Here is a 15,152-nt window from a genome sequence, read left to right on the forward strand (position 1 = left end):
GTTGCATTGTGCTGTCGAGAGTTTAGTAATTTCTCTCATTCTCCCATACCGATTACTAGACGACCCTTATTTATCAATGCACTATTTTTTTATTCTGTCAATGCGTAAGTCCTATTTTAGTAAAGCAGCTTTTGTGAAAAGTTTGCAGAAATTAATTCCTGAAATTCAAGCTAAAGATATCATTCCTACCCATGCAGGAGTTCGCGCTCAAGCATTAATGAATAATGGTTCTTTAGTTGATGATTTTTTAATCATTCAAGGTGAAAATTCCGTTCATGTTTGTAATGCTCCTTCTCCGGCTGCAACTTCTTCTTTAGAAATTGGTAAGGCCATAGTAAATCAAATTCCAGCACCGCATCATTTACAAAGCTTGGTTAGTTAATTGGTAATGGTTAATTGGTAATTGATGATGGATGATCAACAATAGAAATTAATTACTAGATGAAATTACCAGATTAAAAATTGCTCTTCATTTCTGAATTAATGAGGATAGATTTTTCATGCAATTTATTCTGCAATTTTAGGAACACAATAAAAAGGACTTGAACAAAATGAAAATATTAGTTACCGGAACAGAAGGTTATTTAGGTTCTTTATTACCTCCTTTATTAATGAAAAGATGTCATGAAGTCATAGGAGTAGATACTGGTTTTTATAAAGTTGGTTGGCTATATAATGGCACAGAATTGACTGCTAAAACTCTCAATAAAGACATTAGAGACATCAATCCTGAAGATTTAGAAGGTGTGGATGCAATAGTCCACATGGCGGAACTTTCTAACGATCCCACTGGACAATTAGCACCGAATATAACTTATGATATTAATCATTTAGGTTCTGTTCGTTTAGCAAATTTAGCTAAAACTATGGGAGTGCGTCGTTTTGTGTATATGTCTTCTTGTAGTGTTTATGGAGTAGCTAGTGAAGGTGATGTAACGGAAGAATCTCCTGTTAATCCCCAAACAGCTTATGCTGAATGTAAAACATTAGTTGAAAGAGATGTTAAACCATTAGCTGATGATGATTTTTCGCCTACTTTTATGCGGAATGCTACAGCTTTTGGTGCTTCCCCAAGAATGAGATTTGATATTGTTTTAAATAATTTATCGGGGTTAGCTTGGACAACAAAAGAAATTAAAATGACTAGTGATGGTACTCCTTGGCGGCCTTTAGTTCATGCTTTGGATATTTGTAAAGCCATTGTTTGTGCGTTAGAAGCACCAAGAGATATTATCCATAATCAAGTTTTTAATGTGGGCGATACTAACAATAATTATCGGGTGAAAGAAATCGCCGAAATTATCGCAGAAGTGTTTCCTGGTTGTAAATTATCCTTTGGTAATAATGGCTCAGATAATCGCAGTTATCGCGTTTCTTTTGAGAAAATTAATTCCACTCTTCCTGGTTTTAAATGTGATTGGAATGCTCAACAAGGAGCAGAACAATTATTTAAGCTGTTCAAACAAATTGACATGACAGAAGATACTTTCTTATTCCGAGGTTTTACCAGATTAAAACAACTGGAGTATTTAATTAGAACTCAACAAATTGATCAGAATTTTTTTTGGAATAACCGCTAAAGTCCAATTTTAGAAATCAATAAAATTCTGTTAATTCATGGTGCATCACAAGATTTAATATTCAATCTTTCAGGAAATTGTGTCATGCTCAATCAGATTAAAGAAAAAGTCGCTCTAGTACAAGATGAGTTAATTTATCAAGCTAAACTTCGGCAACACCACAGTCATTTACCTGTATTAGAAAAGAGAGATCGCATCATCGCTGAATCTTTGCAAAACAATGGTATTGTCATTACCACACTAGAAGATTTAGGATTACCTTCCACTTCAGAAATGCTCAATGCAGCCCATAGTCTTTTACCACAAATGGGTAAACATAATTATCCAGTTTATGCCCAAAACCCTCCAGAAATTTACACAGTTACAGACTTACCTCAATTTTACAATTGGGGTAAAGAACAAAGACTGCTAAATATTTTGGAAAACTATATTGGTCTTCCTGTAGCTTATCATGGGGTACAAATCCGTAAAGACTTTATCAATAAAAGTCAATTTAGCACTATGCTATGGCATAGAGATTCAGAAGATCGTCGCATTGTGAAAATAATTATTTATTTGAATGATGTGGAAGAAAAGGAAGGACCTTTTCAATATGTGCCTTCCTCCTTTACTTCTGGAATAAATTTTTATCGTCTTTACTATCAACTTTATGAAAAAGGTATAGATGATGAAACACTCAATAAAATTGTCTCCAAATCAGCTTGGAAATCTTGTTGTGGTCCAGCAGGTACAGTAATTATAGCTGATACAAACCGACTTTTACATCATGGAACTGTCCGCACATCGGAGCGTTCTACATTGTTTTTTGCCTATACAGCTAATCCTCCTAAAAGAGCAGAACTTTGTACTCAATATTGGGACAATACTTTTCCCCGATTAGAATTATCTAGTCAAAATTTCCATCTCAAGAATCAGTAATTAGGATAACTACTTCAGTAAAATTAATTATACATTTTCCTGTCTGCTCCCTTTTCTCTTCCTAAAACGTGTAATTTATTTTGCATAACTACTTATCTAAGATTTGAGGATAAATATAGAACCATGAATAAATTACTGAGCATAGCCATCCCTACATATAATCGTGCAGGATTACTGGATAAACAATTAACATGGTTGGCTAAATCTATCAAAGGTTTTGAATCAGAATGTGAAATCATTGTTTCTGATAACTGTTCTGAAGATGATACCCAAGAAATCATTAAAAAATGGCAATTATTATTATCAAATATAACTTTTCACAACAATAGAAATCCTGAAAATATTGGGGTGATGAGAAATATTGCCTACTGTATTAACGCAGCAAAAACTCAGTATGTTTGGACAATTAGCGATGATGATAGAATTGGTGATCAAGCCATAGATTATATCGTTAAAACTTTAGTGCAAGAGCCAGATTTATCACTACTCATTTTAAATTTTTCCTGTCGCCATGAAGTAACAGGTGAGTTATTGTATGAGCGCTGTTATAAGAATGCTACTGGAAAAACTGAAATTAATGGTAAAGCAGTATTTGAAAAATGTATCCAGGAAAATCGCTCTGGTGTACAGTTAATGTCTGCTGAAGTTTACAAAACAGAATTAGCTCAGTCTGCGCTGAAAAAATGGCCAGATGGGATAAAAAATTTAGATTATCAAGTTTATTTAACTGGTTTTTGTGCCTTTTATGGTAGTGTCAAAATCAGTCAAGAAACTTATTTAGAAAATGCTTTTGGGACTAGTCATTGGATGCTAAAACCTAAAGTATTACTGCAAATGCAATACAGTTATTCGCCACAATTGAATATCAAATTAATAGAAATTGGCTACTCCAAAGCTTTTTGTCATCAGTTAGTGCGTCAGCATTTTCATGAAAATAACTGGCGAGTTTTCTTTGGTGCTTTAAAAAGATGGCCAATTATCGCGGTGACTACTTTAATTCCTTATCTGGGGTTAGTGGGTGCATCAGTGTTAGAAAGTGCTGTAGCACAACAGGAAGCAGTAGAAGGTAGAACTTCTCAAGTGCGGAGTACGCGAAATAAGGATAACTAATTTTTCATAATTCAGGAGTTATGAATTAATGAAATTTTTGCAGTTATTTGTTGTTAATTAAAAACTTGCTGCCGTGGATTTATATTACACACAAATATTCTGAATGCTGACTCCTGAATTTTTACCAAAGTGTCAGTAAATAATTAATGAAGAGTAAATATCATGATCAATACAATCAAGGCTCAAACATCAGCCCTAGTTTATGAATTAAATTATATGCAGGCATTAGTTAAGCATCGCAAAAATTTACCTAAATTAGCAGCAAGCGATCGCTTAATTCTTAATTCCCTGAACCGTGATTGTATTTATATGACAAATCTCACGGATTTAGGTTTTAGCTCAACTTCCACCTTGCTAAATGCTGCCCATTCTCTATTACCAAGTATAGTAAAAGATAACCATAGTGATTCACTCCGAACTCCACCAAAAATCTACACGGTTACAGATTTACCAGAATTTTCCAACTGGGGAAAAGAAACAAGATTACTCAATATTATCGAAAATTATATTGGTCTTCCTGTTGCCTATCAGGGTGTACATTTACGCAAAGATTTTGCCTGTAAAGATCAGTTTGCCACATTACTATGGCATAGAGATATAGAAGATAGAAGATTTATCAAAATCATTGTTTATTTGAATGATGTGGAAGAAAAGCATGGTCCTTTTGAATATATCCCATTGTCTTATACTTCTTTATATCATCCTAATTATTATCGAATTCAATCTAAAATTAATACTTCGGGAGGAATAAACGATGAAACACTAAATCAGATTATTCCCAAATCAGCTTGGAAGTCTTGTCCAGGTCCTGCTGGTACAGTGATTATTGTTGATACAAGAAGACTTTTACATCATGGTACTCTCCGCACAGAAGAAAGATCAACATTATTTTTTGCCTACGGTTCTACTTCTCGCAAATACCCAGAACTTTGTAATCATTTTTGGGATGATTCTCATTTCAAACCTGTTTTGTCTAGGCAATATGATCAGGGTGTAAATAATTAGTTTTTTTGTGTTAATAATAAAATTCAGAAAATCCTAATTTTCTGCCAATTACCAATTCTACATAGGATGATGATTCATGATTTTTACCTCCACTAAACTAGCAGGTGCTTTCATTATTGACTTAGAAGAAAAACCAGATCATCGTGGTTTTTTTGCTCGGACTTTTTGCGCTGATGAATTTGTAGCTCATGGTTTAAAACCCACCGTTGCCCAATGCAATCTTTCTTTTAATCATAAAAAAGGCACTTTGCGCGGAATGCACTATCAAATTCTCCCCGCAGCAGAAACAAAATTAATTCGCTGCACTAAAGGAGCAATTTATGATGTAATTGTGGATATGCGTCCCGATTCTCCCACTTATTTAACTCATATTGGTGTGGAATTAACAGCCGAAAATCGTCGCGCTTTATATGTTCCAGAAATGTTTGCTCATGGTTATCAAGCATTAACAGATAATGCCGAAGTTATTTATCAAGTGGGCGAATTTTACACTCCTGGATATGAGAGAGGTTTACGTTATGACGATCCCATTTTAGATATTTCCTGGCCAATTCCTGTAACTGAAATTTCTGAAAAAGATCAAAATTGGGCTTTACTAGAATCTGTATTAATTGGAGTTTAAAATGATTATTGTTGATAAGGCTTTAAAGGCTTGTGCTACTATTGGTAAATCTGTCAAAGTTGGCATGATTGGCGCTGGTTTTATGGGGCGAGGAATTGCCAATCAAATCATCAATTCTGTACCAGGAATGGAGTTAGTTGCTATTGCTAACCGCAACATAGATAAGGCTCAAAGAGCTTATTTAGAAGCAGGAATTGAAGATATTAAAGTTGTTAGTAGTGTCACTGATTTAGAAGATAAAATTGCTCAACATCAGTATGCAATTACCGATGATGCCATGTTACTTTGTCAAGCGGAAGGCATAGATGCAATCATTGAGGTGACAGGAACTATTGAATACGCCGCACACTTAGTCATGTCTGCGATCGCCTATCAAAAGCATATCGTTTTAATGAACGCCGAACTTGATGGAACAATTGGACCGATCCTCAAAGTACACGCAGACAGAGCAGGTATCATTCTAACAGCCTGTGATGGTGATCAACCGGGGGTAGAAATGAACCTCTACCGCTTTGTGCAAAGTATCGGTTTAACACCCCTATTATGCGGCAATATTAAAGGTTTACAAGACCCCTACCGCAACCCCACCACTCAAGCAGGTTTTGCCGAACGCTGGGGACAAAATCCCGCCATGGTGACAAGTTTTGCCGATGGTACAAAAATCTCCTTTGAACAGGCCATAGTCGCTAACGCTACGGGGATGAAAGTAGCTAAACGTGGTATGTTAGGATACAATTACACAGGTCATGTAGATGAAATGACCAAGATGTATGATATCGAACAACTACAGGAATTGGGTGGTATAGTTGACTATGTTGTAGGTACAAAACCTAGTCCTGGAGTATTTGTTTTTGCTAGTCACCCTGATCCTAAACAGCGCCACTATCTTAACCTGTATAAATTAGGTGAAGGACCCCTTTATAGTTTTTACACTCCCTATCATTTATGTCATTTTGAAGTGCCATTATCCGTAGCGCGAGCGGTACTATTCCATGATGCTGTATTGAGTCCTATTGCTGGTCCAGTGGTGGATGTTGTCACCACAGCTAAAATTAACTTAAAAGCTGGTGAAATATTGGATGGAATTGGTCAATATATGACCTACGGACAATGTGAAAATTCTGATATTGCGATCAACCAAAATTTATTACCAATGGGAATAGCAGAAGGTTGTCGTTTAAAGCGAGATATTCCACAAGATCAAGTATTAACTTACGATGATGTGGAAGTACCTAAAGGTAGACTTTGTGATCAATTACGTGCTGAACAGACAGAATATTTTGCCAGTAGTAAAACCTTAGTCTTAGCTCATTAATTGTATCAGTAAAAATGTTCATCTTGATATAATTTTTTGCACTGAACAACATCATACCCAGTTAATGAACCTCAAGAAAAATGTTCATCATGATAGATTTATTCCTCTGGTATCAGCCATGAATTATTTGCTACAAAATAGCATATTTATCAGGGATAATTTAGCAAAAAGTATCATCTAATTTGCCTTAAATACTAAGAATAAATTCAGAGGTTTCCTGATCAGTTTATTTGACCTCTGAATTTATTTATATCAAAATATAAATGTTGTAAATCCTAGGATTATTGGTTTAATTACCATTAATGCAATGAGGTATTATTCGGTGCATACTCATAAGAAAAACACAATAATATCTCATGTAATTGCCTAAAAGTATAGTCCTTTAGGTATAAAAATAGAAATCAGATTCCCAAATGCTGTTTTCTGTAGTAGATGATTGGATATAATCAAATTTTTTACAAATTAGTTAAAGACAATCAACTGCTAAATCAGTTCTATTAATTCATACTCAGTAACTCATTAATCGAGGGTGAAAATTGATGAAAATTGCTCTTGTTCATGACTACCTAACCCAGCGTGGAGGCGCAGAGCGCGTATTTGAACTATTGTGTAAACACTATCCTAACGCTGATATTTTCACATCATTATATGATGCAGAAAAAACTATTGATCTACAAGAAAGAATCATCAAAACCACATTTTTACAAAACATTCCTGGGGCAAAAAAATACTTTCGGATGTTAGCACCCTTATACTTTCCTGCATTTCGATCTTTAGACCTACAGGATTACGATTTAATTATTAGTAGTAGTACAAGTTTTGCCAAATCCGTTAGAAAAAAACCTACTGCCCAACATATTTGTTTTTGTCATAATGTTACCAGATTTCTTTGGGATACACAAACTTATTTACGGGAATATAGCGATTATAAATACTTTGCTCCTATGATTGAGAAAATATTTGAAATCATGAGAAAAGTAGATTTGCAATATGCCCAAGAACCAGATATTTACATAGCTAATTCTAGTATAGTTGCCCAAAGAATCCAAAATATTTATCATAAAAAAGCCCTAGTAATCAACTATCCTATTGATACTAGCAACTTTGTTTTTTCTGAAAATAAAGAAGATTATTATTTAGCATCAGCCAGAATGATTAGTTATAAACGTCTAGATATTATTATCGAGGCTTTTAACTGGTTAGGAGGTCAATTATTAATTTCAGGAGATGGACCAGAACAGCAAAAATTAAAAGATCATGCCTTACCAAATATTCATTTTTTAGGGCATATTAGTGATAGTAAACGTAAACAATTATTTGCCAATGCTAAATCAATAATTGTCGCAGCTTTAGAAGATTATGGTTTAGTACCAGTGGAAGCAAATGCTAGTGGTACACCAGTTATAGCCTATGGTGCAGGTGGAGTATTAGACACACAAATTCCAGGAAAAACAGGAGTATTTTTCAAAAAACAAACACCATGTTCATTACAAACAGCATTATTAGAAGCAAAAAGAATATCCTGGGATTATTATAAAATCCATCATCATGCCATTACAAATTTTTCAGAATCAGCATTTTTTAATAAAGTTAGCAAAATAATTGATCACAACACAGGATTACATCCCTTATATCTTTAACTCCTTGTAGGTTGGGTTTACAAACGAAACCCAACATTTTTAAAAGTACGTTTGTTTACAAAGCAAACCCAACATTTTACATAAACTAAATCATCAATTATTTACCTAACATCACAAAAAATAAGGATAATAAAAGTGGTTCAAACTAGTCTCCATCCCCAAATTAATCCCGCAGTAGATACAGAACCAGGATATGGGCAAATATTTACTGTCATCCTTCGTAGATTTCCTTGGTTGTTATTAGTATTAATGTGTTCTACAAGTATTGCTGGTATCATAACTTTAAAAACCGAACCCAGCTACAAAAGTAGTATGCAGTTATTAATTGAATCCAACTATCAAGGTAAAAAAGAAACTGAAGGTCCAGAAAGTCAATTTACTGAATCTAACGTACAGATAGATACAGCAACTCAATTAAACTTAATGCAAAGTTCTGGACTCATCCAAAAAGCAGTAGATAAACTAAAAAAAGATTATCCAGATATCAGTGTATTTCAGATAAAAAGATCCTTAGTTTTAACACAAATTAAAACTCCAGAAGATAATATAGCCACAAAAATATTTCAAGTAGATTACACAAATAACAACCCTGAAAAAACAGCAAAAGTTCTCCAAGCCATTCGTCAAGTTTATTTAGAATACAATAAAAAGCAACAAGAATTACGTCTACAAAAAGGGCTACAAGTAATTAAGGAACAATTGAGAAAAGCTAATGATGAAGTAACAACTTCAGAGGCTAACTTACAAATATTTCGGCGTAATCAAAATTTAATTGATCCGGAAACTCAAGCTAAATCTGTAGAGAATACATTAAATACTGTTCAACAAGAAATACAAACCACTCGCTCACAATATGAAGAAGCATTAGCAAAACAGAAAAATTTGCAAATGCAGCTTAATCGTTCTCCACAAAATGCTTTAGTTTCTTCTCGATTAAGTCAGTCTACCCGTTATCAGGGGTTACTCAATGAAATTCAAAAAACAGAACTAGCTTTAGCACAAGAAAGACTACGTTTTACCGAAGATACTCCCAGTGTCCAAAAACTCAATGAGCAGTTAAAAAGTCAAAAAGAACTATTACAAAAAGAAGTTGGTAGAACTTTAGGAAATAAATCTGGCAACGGCTTTAATTCTGGAGAAAATCTGTTGGAGCAAGGGCAACTAGGAGAAATTGACTTGAATCTTACTGGGGAATTAGTAGCAACTCAAACTACTATAGTTTCATTAACCGCAAGACATCAAACCTTAGTAGCTAAAGAGAAAGAATTGCAGGCAGAATTGAAACGTTTTCCTGCTTTATTAGCCTATTACAATCGCCTTTTACCCCAATTACAATTTAGTCGAGAAAGACTACAACAATTATTAACAGCAGAACAGAAATTACGCCAAGAATTAGCTAAAGGAGGATTCAATTGGGAAGTAGTGGAACAACCACAACTAGGTGTCCAAACAGGTCCTAATATGAGACAAAATCTCTTATTAGGTGGGGTAATTGGCTTAATGTTAGGAGGTTTAGTAGCTTTTATTAGAGAAGCATCGGATGATTCTGTACATACCACTGCCCAATTAGAAAAAGAGATCGCTTTACCATTATTAGGAACAACACCGAAATTACCACCGGCTAAACCAAAAGAATCAATGATTAAATTGCCTTTTGGTAGACCAGAAGTGCTCGCACCTTGGACAATCCAAGTATTACAATCTACTCCCCGTTGGGAATCTTTGGATTTAATATTTAAAAATATTGAACTCCTCAATCGCGTCTCTGATTTAAAATCTGTAATGGTGACATCAGCTTTACCAGATGATGCTAAATCAGCCTTAGCATTAGGCTTGGCCATGAGTGCAGCTAGACTACATAAAAAGGTCTTATTAATTGATGCTAATTTGCGTAGTCCTAGCCTACATAAACAATTAAATCTTCCTAATGAACAAGGACTTTCCACGTTATTAGAAAGTGATATTTCTGTTCCTCAGCAAATTGGTGTTTCCTACTCTGGTTCATCTTATATTGATATTTTGACTGCCGGACCTATTCCTAGTGATCCTGCCCATCTTTTAAGTTCCCCTCGGATGATGGAATTGATCAGTACATTTGAAGAAAATTATGATTTGGTACTGATAGATGGTTGTTCGGTTTTAGGTATGGTAGATGCTATGTTAACAGCTTCTTCTTGTCGCAGTGTGATTATGATGGCTAGTATTGGTAAAGTAACTCGTAATCAATTACATCAGGCTACTAATATGTTAAGTAAATTGAATTTAATTGGAGTGGTGGCTAATGGTGTATCTTCTAATGATAGCACCTATGTTCCCTATGTTAAACCTCAACAATTTGCCTTAAAACAAGCCTTGGAAGAATAGAAAATACCATCTAAAATACTTAACAAAATCCCCGACTTCTCTAAGAAGTCGGGGATTTGATTATTGATTATGCAATATAATATCTTTTTCATCTTACTTTTTAAATAGATGCAGTAACAATTGATTCTTTTTATTGAAAATTGATATTTGCCGATAAACACAACATCTATTTAAAGAGTAAATAAAGAATTGATCTATAAGTGTTCCATTTCTTGTACTTCTTATATCCTAGAGATTAACGGCTATAATTAAAATCTTGCAGTTAATTATTGATGCAATTATCTTGCTATTTCTACCTGAATTTATGCTGAACAGGCTATTTTTATAGCTGTGGAATTTTCTGGTAGTTATTAGCTAAATTTGTGCTGTTTTCGCTGTTGATTTATCACCCTTAGAACTAAGTTATTGCTGCCAAATTATTACTTTCAAAGACCTATGTTTATTTCAATTGTTCCCAATGTACAGAATGATCAGAGTTTATCACAAAACTATGAAAATTCGGCAAATGTTCCCTATATCTTGCAATGGAAAATGGGAATTTTATTAGTAAAAAGTGTCAATTATTTACCAGAAATATCGGAAATATCTTTACCTACTTTAGATAATCAAAAATTGTTAGTAGATTGTTTAAAACGTTCTCCCATTAAATTAGTCAGTATAGATCCAAAATTAGGAATTTCTTATATAAATGCTTGGGCAAATGCTTGTCAAAAGGCTAATAAACCTATATTTTTGAGAATGACAATTAATGATCAATCAACTCAAAAACCATTATTTAGGATAATTCAGCGAGTTATAGAAAGTTTTTTAGCCATATTACTGTTGATATTTTTTAGTCCTATGTTTTTGGTATTGATCACTTTTAATTTTTTTAAATCACCAGTAATTTTATTCAGTTATGATTGGTATGTTGGTGAAAATGGGCAACTTTTTCGTAAGATAAATTTATCTACAAACATGATATATGATGTTCTCCCCCTTCCATTAAGAATGAGTAAATATTTATTAGACAATCTATTTAGTTTATGGAATGTGATCCGGGGAGAAATAAAATTAGTCGGTAATCAATATATATCGTTAGAAAATGCGGTTAAAAACATCTTATAGAAATCAAACAAGAAGCCTAATTTACTGTAATTTTCGTTCTTGGAGATGTCTAATGTTAGTTATCAGCCTCTAGGATAATTTAATCTTCTACTAATGATATATAAGCAACAGTCAGTAAGTAGTAAATAATGATGAATATACAACTTTTTAGTCCCGTTGGTAATTTTTTGAAAGCTAGTCAATTTTGGCAGAATAATTATTTAATTCTTCGTGAATTTAAACATTTTAGGAAAATGGCTATTTTAGCCTTGATATTTACATTTTTAGCTGCTACTTTTGAAGGTGTAAGTATTGGTTTTTTACTATCTTTTTTACAAAATTTAACTACTCCTGATGCTCAACCTATGCAAATAGGTATAGGTTGGTTTGATCATTGGATTTTAGGAGTACATACATCAGCAACTAGTCGTTTATATCGGATATCTATACTGATTTTGTTAAGTGCTTGGATGCGTGCAGCGTTTAATTATTTTGCCCAAGTATATACAGAATTAGCTCAATTACATTTTTGCGATCGCTTACGTAAACAAATTTTTGAACAATTACAATCTGTATCCTTGAGTTACTTTACTAAAACCCGTTCTGGAGAGTTAATTAATACCATTACCACAGAAATAGAAAAGGTAAAACAAATTTTTGGTTCTTTCGCTTTTGTATTTACTAGGGTACTCACAGCTTTTGTTTATTTAACCACTATGTTTGTGCTGTCATGGCAATTAACAATAATCACATTTTTATTGTTTACACTATTAGCTGTAGGTTTATCAAATTTGAATGCTAGAGTCAGAGAAAGCAGTTTTGACACTTCCATTGCTAATGGTAATTTTACATCCAGAGCCATAGAATTTATTAATGGTATTCGCACAATTCACGCTTATGGTACTCAGGAATTTGAACGACAACGTTACTACAAAGCTAGTAATGAAATTGTCAAAAGTTCTACTAAAGTTGTGATTATTTGGACATTGGTAAAACCCATTGCTGAAACAGTGGCTACTAGTATATTAATTGGCATGATTTTATTAGCTTTCACTCAATTTGTTTCCCATGGGAGATTACAAGTAGGTTCTCTATTAACCTTTTTCTTCGTATTATTTCGCCTTGTACCTTTCATCCAAGATATTAACGGTACACGAGCATTTATTAGTAGTCTTCATGGTTCAGGTGATAATATTAAAAACTTAGTCAGAAGTGATAATAAAAAATACTTTGAAAATGGTTCATTGTTATTTCCTGGGTTCAAAAGATCCATTGATTTAATATCTGTAGATTTTGGTTATAATGATGAACAACGAATTTTACATGATATTACTTTGTCTATTGAAAAAGGCAAAATGACGGCGTTAGTTGGTGCTTCTGGTGCTGGTAAAACCACTCTTGCAGATTTAATTCCTCGTTTTCATGATGCTACGGAAGGTAATATTTATATAGATGAGATTGATATTAGAAAATTTGATATTAATTCTCTACGCCAAAAGATAGCAGTAGTAAGTCAAGATACATTTATTTTCAATACTTCTATCTGGAGGAATATTGCCTATGGTACAGCAAATGCCACAGAGTTAGAAATTAAAGAGGCGGCAAAATTAGCTAATGCTTTAGAATTTATTTTAGAAATGCCAGAGGGTTTTCAAACACAATTAGGAGATAGAGGAGTAAGATTATCTGGAGGGCAAAGACAAAGAATTGCTATTGCCCGTGCATTACTAAAAAATCCCGAAATTTTGATTTTAGATGAAGCTACCAGTGCCTTAGATTCCGTTTCCGAAAGATTGATTCAAGAATCATTAGAAAATCTATCTATGGGTAGAACTGTGATAGCGATCGCTCATCGTCTTTCTACTATTGCTAAAGCCGATAAAGTCGTAGTATTAGAACAAGGAAGAATCGTAGAACAAGGGAAATATCAAGAACTTTTGGAGCAAAAAGGTAAACTTTGGCAATATCATCAAATGCAGTATCAAATGGCAGATAACGATTAAATTTCATTCCGGACAATAGGGAAAGATCAAGGAATTAAATTGGTATTATCTAAAAATGTATATGGAGTATAGAGAAATGAATAACTCTTTTTTAGGATTACCATCCTTAACGTTAACTAGAGCAAAACAAGGAGAAAAATCACAAAATCAGCCAAAACTTTTTTGCATAGTCCATGATTTACCACCTTTAAAAAGTCCAATTGCCCATAGGGCTAATAAAATATTAGGAGAATTTCAAAAAAGTTGTCAAGTTCACGCTTTAACAGCCACAAATAATGCTTATTTATCTGAGGAAGTTAATATTCACTATGCAAAAGATTGGTATCCGCAAACTTTAATTACATGGCTAAGAAAACTCAGACTTGACAAAATCTTAGGATTATTAATTTGGCCAGATCCAGAGATATTCTGGTTTTTACCTGCATTATTCAAAGGTTATCAAGTAATTAAACAACAAAAACCAGATGCCATTTTTGTGATGATGATGCCCTATTCTGCTGGTTTATTAGGGGTGACACTTAAATTTCTCACTGGGTTACCTCTAGTATTTAGTTTAGATGATTCCCTGAGTTGTACTGATATGCACGCAACTTCTGCCAGTTGGTTACATCATCATTTGGAACATTGGTTAGAAAACTTTTATGTTAAACAAGCAGATGCCATAGTTTATGTTTCTCAATTCAATTTAGATGTAGTTAAAAATCGCCAACCAGAAGCGCGAAAATCAAAATTTCATTTAATTCGTTGTGGTGCAGATCCTTTAGATTTTGCAACTCCTATTAACTCTAAAAATGATCATTCATCTTTTGAGATTATTTATACAGGTGGGATGAATGGTTGGTATGATTTCTATCATTTACCTCAAGAAAAAACCTTATTAACAAAACTTTATCAGGCTTGGTTAGAATGGGGATATTATCATCGAGTAAAAATTGATTATCGTAGTTCTAGTCCAGTTTTTGTAGGTCAAGCAATTAAAAAAGCTATCTGTGAAAACCCACAATTGCAAAGTAAAATTAAACTCTCAGTTTATGGCAATAGTTTTCCAGAATTTGTAGTTAATCGAGTTTTAGAAAATCAAAATATTGCCGATGTAGTCACCGTATCAGGATCATTACCACATTTTCAAGCTATTCAATTAGCTAGACAAGCAGATTTATTATTAATAACTTTACCAAATCGTCCAGATGGTACACCAGGAGGAAGAATTTCTTGCAAAACTTATGAATACTTAATGACAGATCGGCCAATTTTAGCAGCAGTACCTTATGGAGAAAACTGGAATTACTTGCAAGATAAACCTGGTGTTTGGTTAGTAGAACCAACTGATATAGAAGCTATGAAGAAAATCATAACTAACTTAGCTACAGCTAAATTTTCTGGTTCTCCTTTACGATTTGATCGCAGTCATTTAGAAGATCAATTAAGTTATAAAGTTCTTGTCAAAGACTATTTACAAATCTTCAATTCTGTTTGTTTAACCTCAATTTTTGCCAATTAATTATTAAT

Annotated in this window: 11 protein-coding genes and 1 pseudogene; all 12 read left to right on the forward strand. The window is 33.5% G+C overall.

What is annotated here, in order from left to right:
- Window positions 1-382: pseudogene (locus H6F32_RS10545) on the forward strand (hypothetical protein); the annotation flags it as partial.
- Window positions 383-551: 169 nt separating this feature from the next.
- On the forward strand, window positions 552-1,580 hold the full coding sequence (locus tag H6F32_RS10550) for an NAD(P)-dependent oxidoreductase (protein ID WP_190369292.1): 1,029 nt from the start codon (window positions 552-554) through the stop codon (window positions 1,578-1,580).
- An 84-nt stretch (window positions 1,581-1,664) separates the two neighbouring features.
- Window positions 1,665-2,498 carry a phytanoyl-CoA dioxygenase gene (locus tag H6F32_RS10555; RefSeq protein ID WP_190369293.1) on the forward strand — a complete coding sequence of 278 codons (834 nt, stop codon included), beginning with the start codon at window positions 1,665-1,667 and terminating at the stop codon, window positions 2,496-2,498.
- A gap of 123 nt (window positions 2,499-2,621) precedes the next feature.
- On the forward strand, window positions 2,622-3,608 hold the full coding sequence (locus H6F32_RS10560) for a glycosyltransferase family 2 protein (protein ID WP_190369294.1): 987 nt from the start codon (window positions 2,622-2,624) through the stop codon (window positions 3,606-3,608).
- A gap of 162 nt (window positions 3,609-3,770) precedes the next feature.
- Entirely contained in the window at window positions 3,771-4,613 is an 843-nt protein-coding gene (locus H6F32_RS10565) for a phytanoyl-CoA dioxygenase (protein ID WP_190369295.1), read from the forward strand.
- Between the two features lie 76 nt (window positions 4,614-4,689).
- Entirely contained in the window at window positions 4,690-5,235 is a 546-nt protein-coding gene (gene rfbC / locus H6F32_RS10570; protein ID WP_190369296.1) for a dTDP-4-dehydrorhamnose 3,5-epimerase, read from the forward strand.
- Window position 5,236: 1 nt separating this feature from the next.
- Window positions 5,237-6,550 (forward strand): NAD(P)H-dependent oxidoreductase, encoded by a 1,314-nt coding sequence (locus H6F32_RS10575; RefSeq protein WP_190369297.1) that lies wholly within the window; start codon window positions 5,237-5,239, stop codon window positions 6,548-6,550.
- Between the two features lie 539 nt (window positions 6,551-7,089).
- Window positions 7,090-8,190, forward strand: coding sequence for a glycosyltransferase (locus H6F32_RS10580; RefSeq protein ID WP_190369298.1), 1,101 nt, complete (start codon window positions 7,090-7,092; stop codon window positions 8,188-8,190).
- 135 nt (window positions 8,191-8,325) lie between these two features.
- A complete protein-coding gene (locus tag H6F32_RS10585) occupies window positions 8,326-10,554 on the forward strand; it encodes a polysaccharide biosynthesis tyrosine autokinase (protein WP_190369299.1) in 2,229 nt (742 codons plus the stop codon).
- 435 nt (window positions 10,555-10,989) lie between these two features.
- Entirely contained in the window at window positions 10,990-11,661 is a 672-nt protein-coding gene (gene hepC / locus H6F32_RS10590) for a heterocyst development glycosyltransferase HepC (RefSeq protein ID WP_190369300.1), read from the forward strand.
- Window positions 11,662-11,792: 131 nt separating this feature from the next.
- Window positions 11,793-13,643 (forward strand): heterocyst formation ABC transporter subunit HepA, encoded by a 1,851-nt coding sequence (gene hepA / locus H6F32_RS10595; RefSeq protein ID WP_190369360.1) that lies wholly within the window; start codon window positions 11,793-11,795, stop codon window positions 13,641-13,643.
- Between the two features lie 76 nt (window positions 13,644-13,719).
- On the forward strand, window positions 13,720-15,144 hold the full coding sequence (locus H6F32_RS10600) for a glycosyltransferase (protein WP_190369301.1): 1,425 nt from the start codon (window positions 13,720-13,722) through the stop codon (window positions 15,142-15,144).
- Window positions 15,145-15,152: the final 8 nt, after the last annotated feature.

Source organism: Anabaena sp. FACHB-1237 (genome assembly GCF_014696225.1).
Lineage (GTDB): Bacteria > Cyanobacteriota > Cyanobacteriia > Cyanobacteriales > Nostocaceae > FACHB-1237.

What these genes read in the sequence shown, in the direction of transcription:
- H6F32_RS10580 (WP_190369298.1), top strand. Translation starts at nt 7,090, where the DNA reads ATGAAAATTGCTCTTGTTCATGACTACCTAACCCAGCGTGGAGGCGCA.
- H6F32_RS10600 (WP_190369301.1), top strand. Translation starts at nt 13,720, where the DNA reads ATGAATAACTCTTTTTTAGGATTACCATCCTTAACGTTAACTAGAGCA.
- H6F32_RS10565 (WP_190369295.1), top strand. Translation starts at nt 3,771, where the DNA reads ATGATCAATACAATCAAGGCTCAAACATCAGCCCTAGTTTATGAATTA.
- rfbC (WP_190369296.1), top strand. Translation starts at nt 4,690, where the DNA reads ATGATTTTTACCTCCACTAAACTAGCAGGTGCTTTCATTATTGACTTA.
- H6F32_RS10555 (WP_190369293.1), top strand. Translation starts at nt 1,665, where the DNA reads ATGCTCAATCAGATTAAAGAAAAAGTCGCTCTAGTACAAGATGAGTTA.
- H6F32_RS10560 (WP_190369294.1), top strand. Translation starts at nt 2,622, where the DNA reads ATGAATAAATTACTGAGCATAGCCATCCCTACATATAATCGTGCAGGA.
- H6F32_RS10550 (WP_190369292.1), top strand. Translation starts at nt 552, where the DNA reads ATGAAAATATTAGTTACCGGAACAGAAGGTTATTTAGGTTCTTTATTA.
- hepC (WP_190369300.1), top strand. Translation starts at nt 10,990, where the DNA reads ATGTTTATTTCAATTGTTCCCAATGTACAGAATGATCAGAGTTTATCA.
- H6F32_RS10575 (WP_190369297.1), top strand. Translation starts at nt 5,237, where the DNA reads ATGATTATTGTTGATAAGGCTTTAAAGGCTTGTGCTACTATTGGTAAA.
- hepA (WP_190369360.1), top strand. Translation starts at nt 11,793, where the DNA reads ATGAATATACAACTTTTTAGTCCCGTTGGTAATTTTTTGAAAGCTAGT.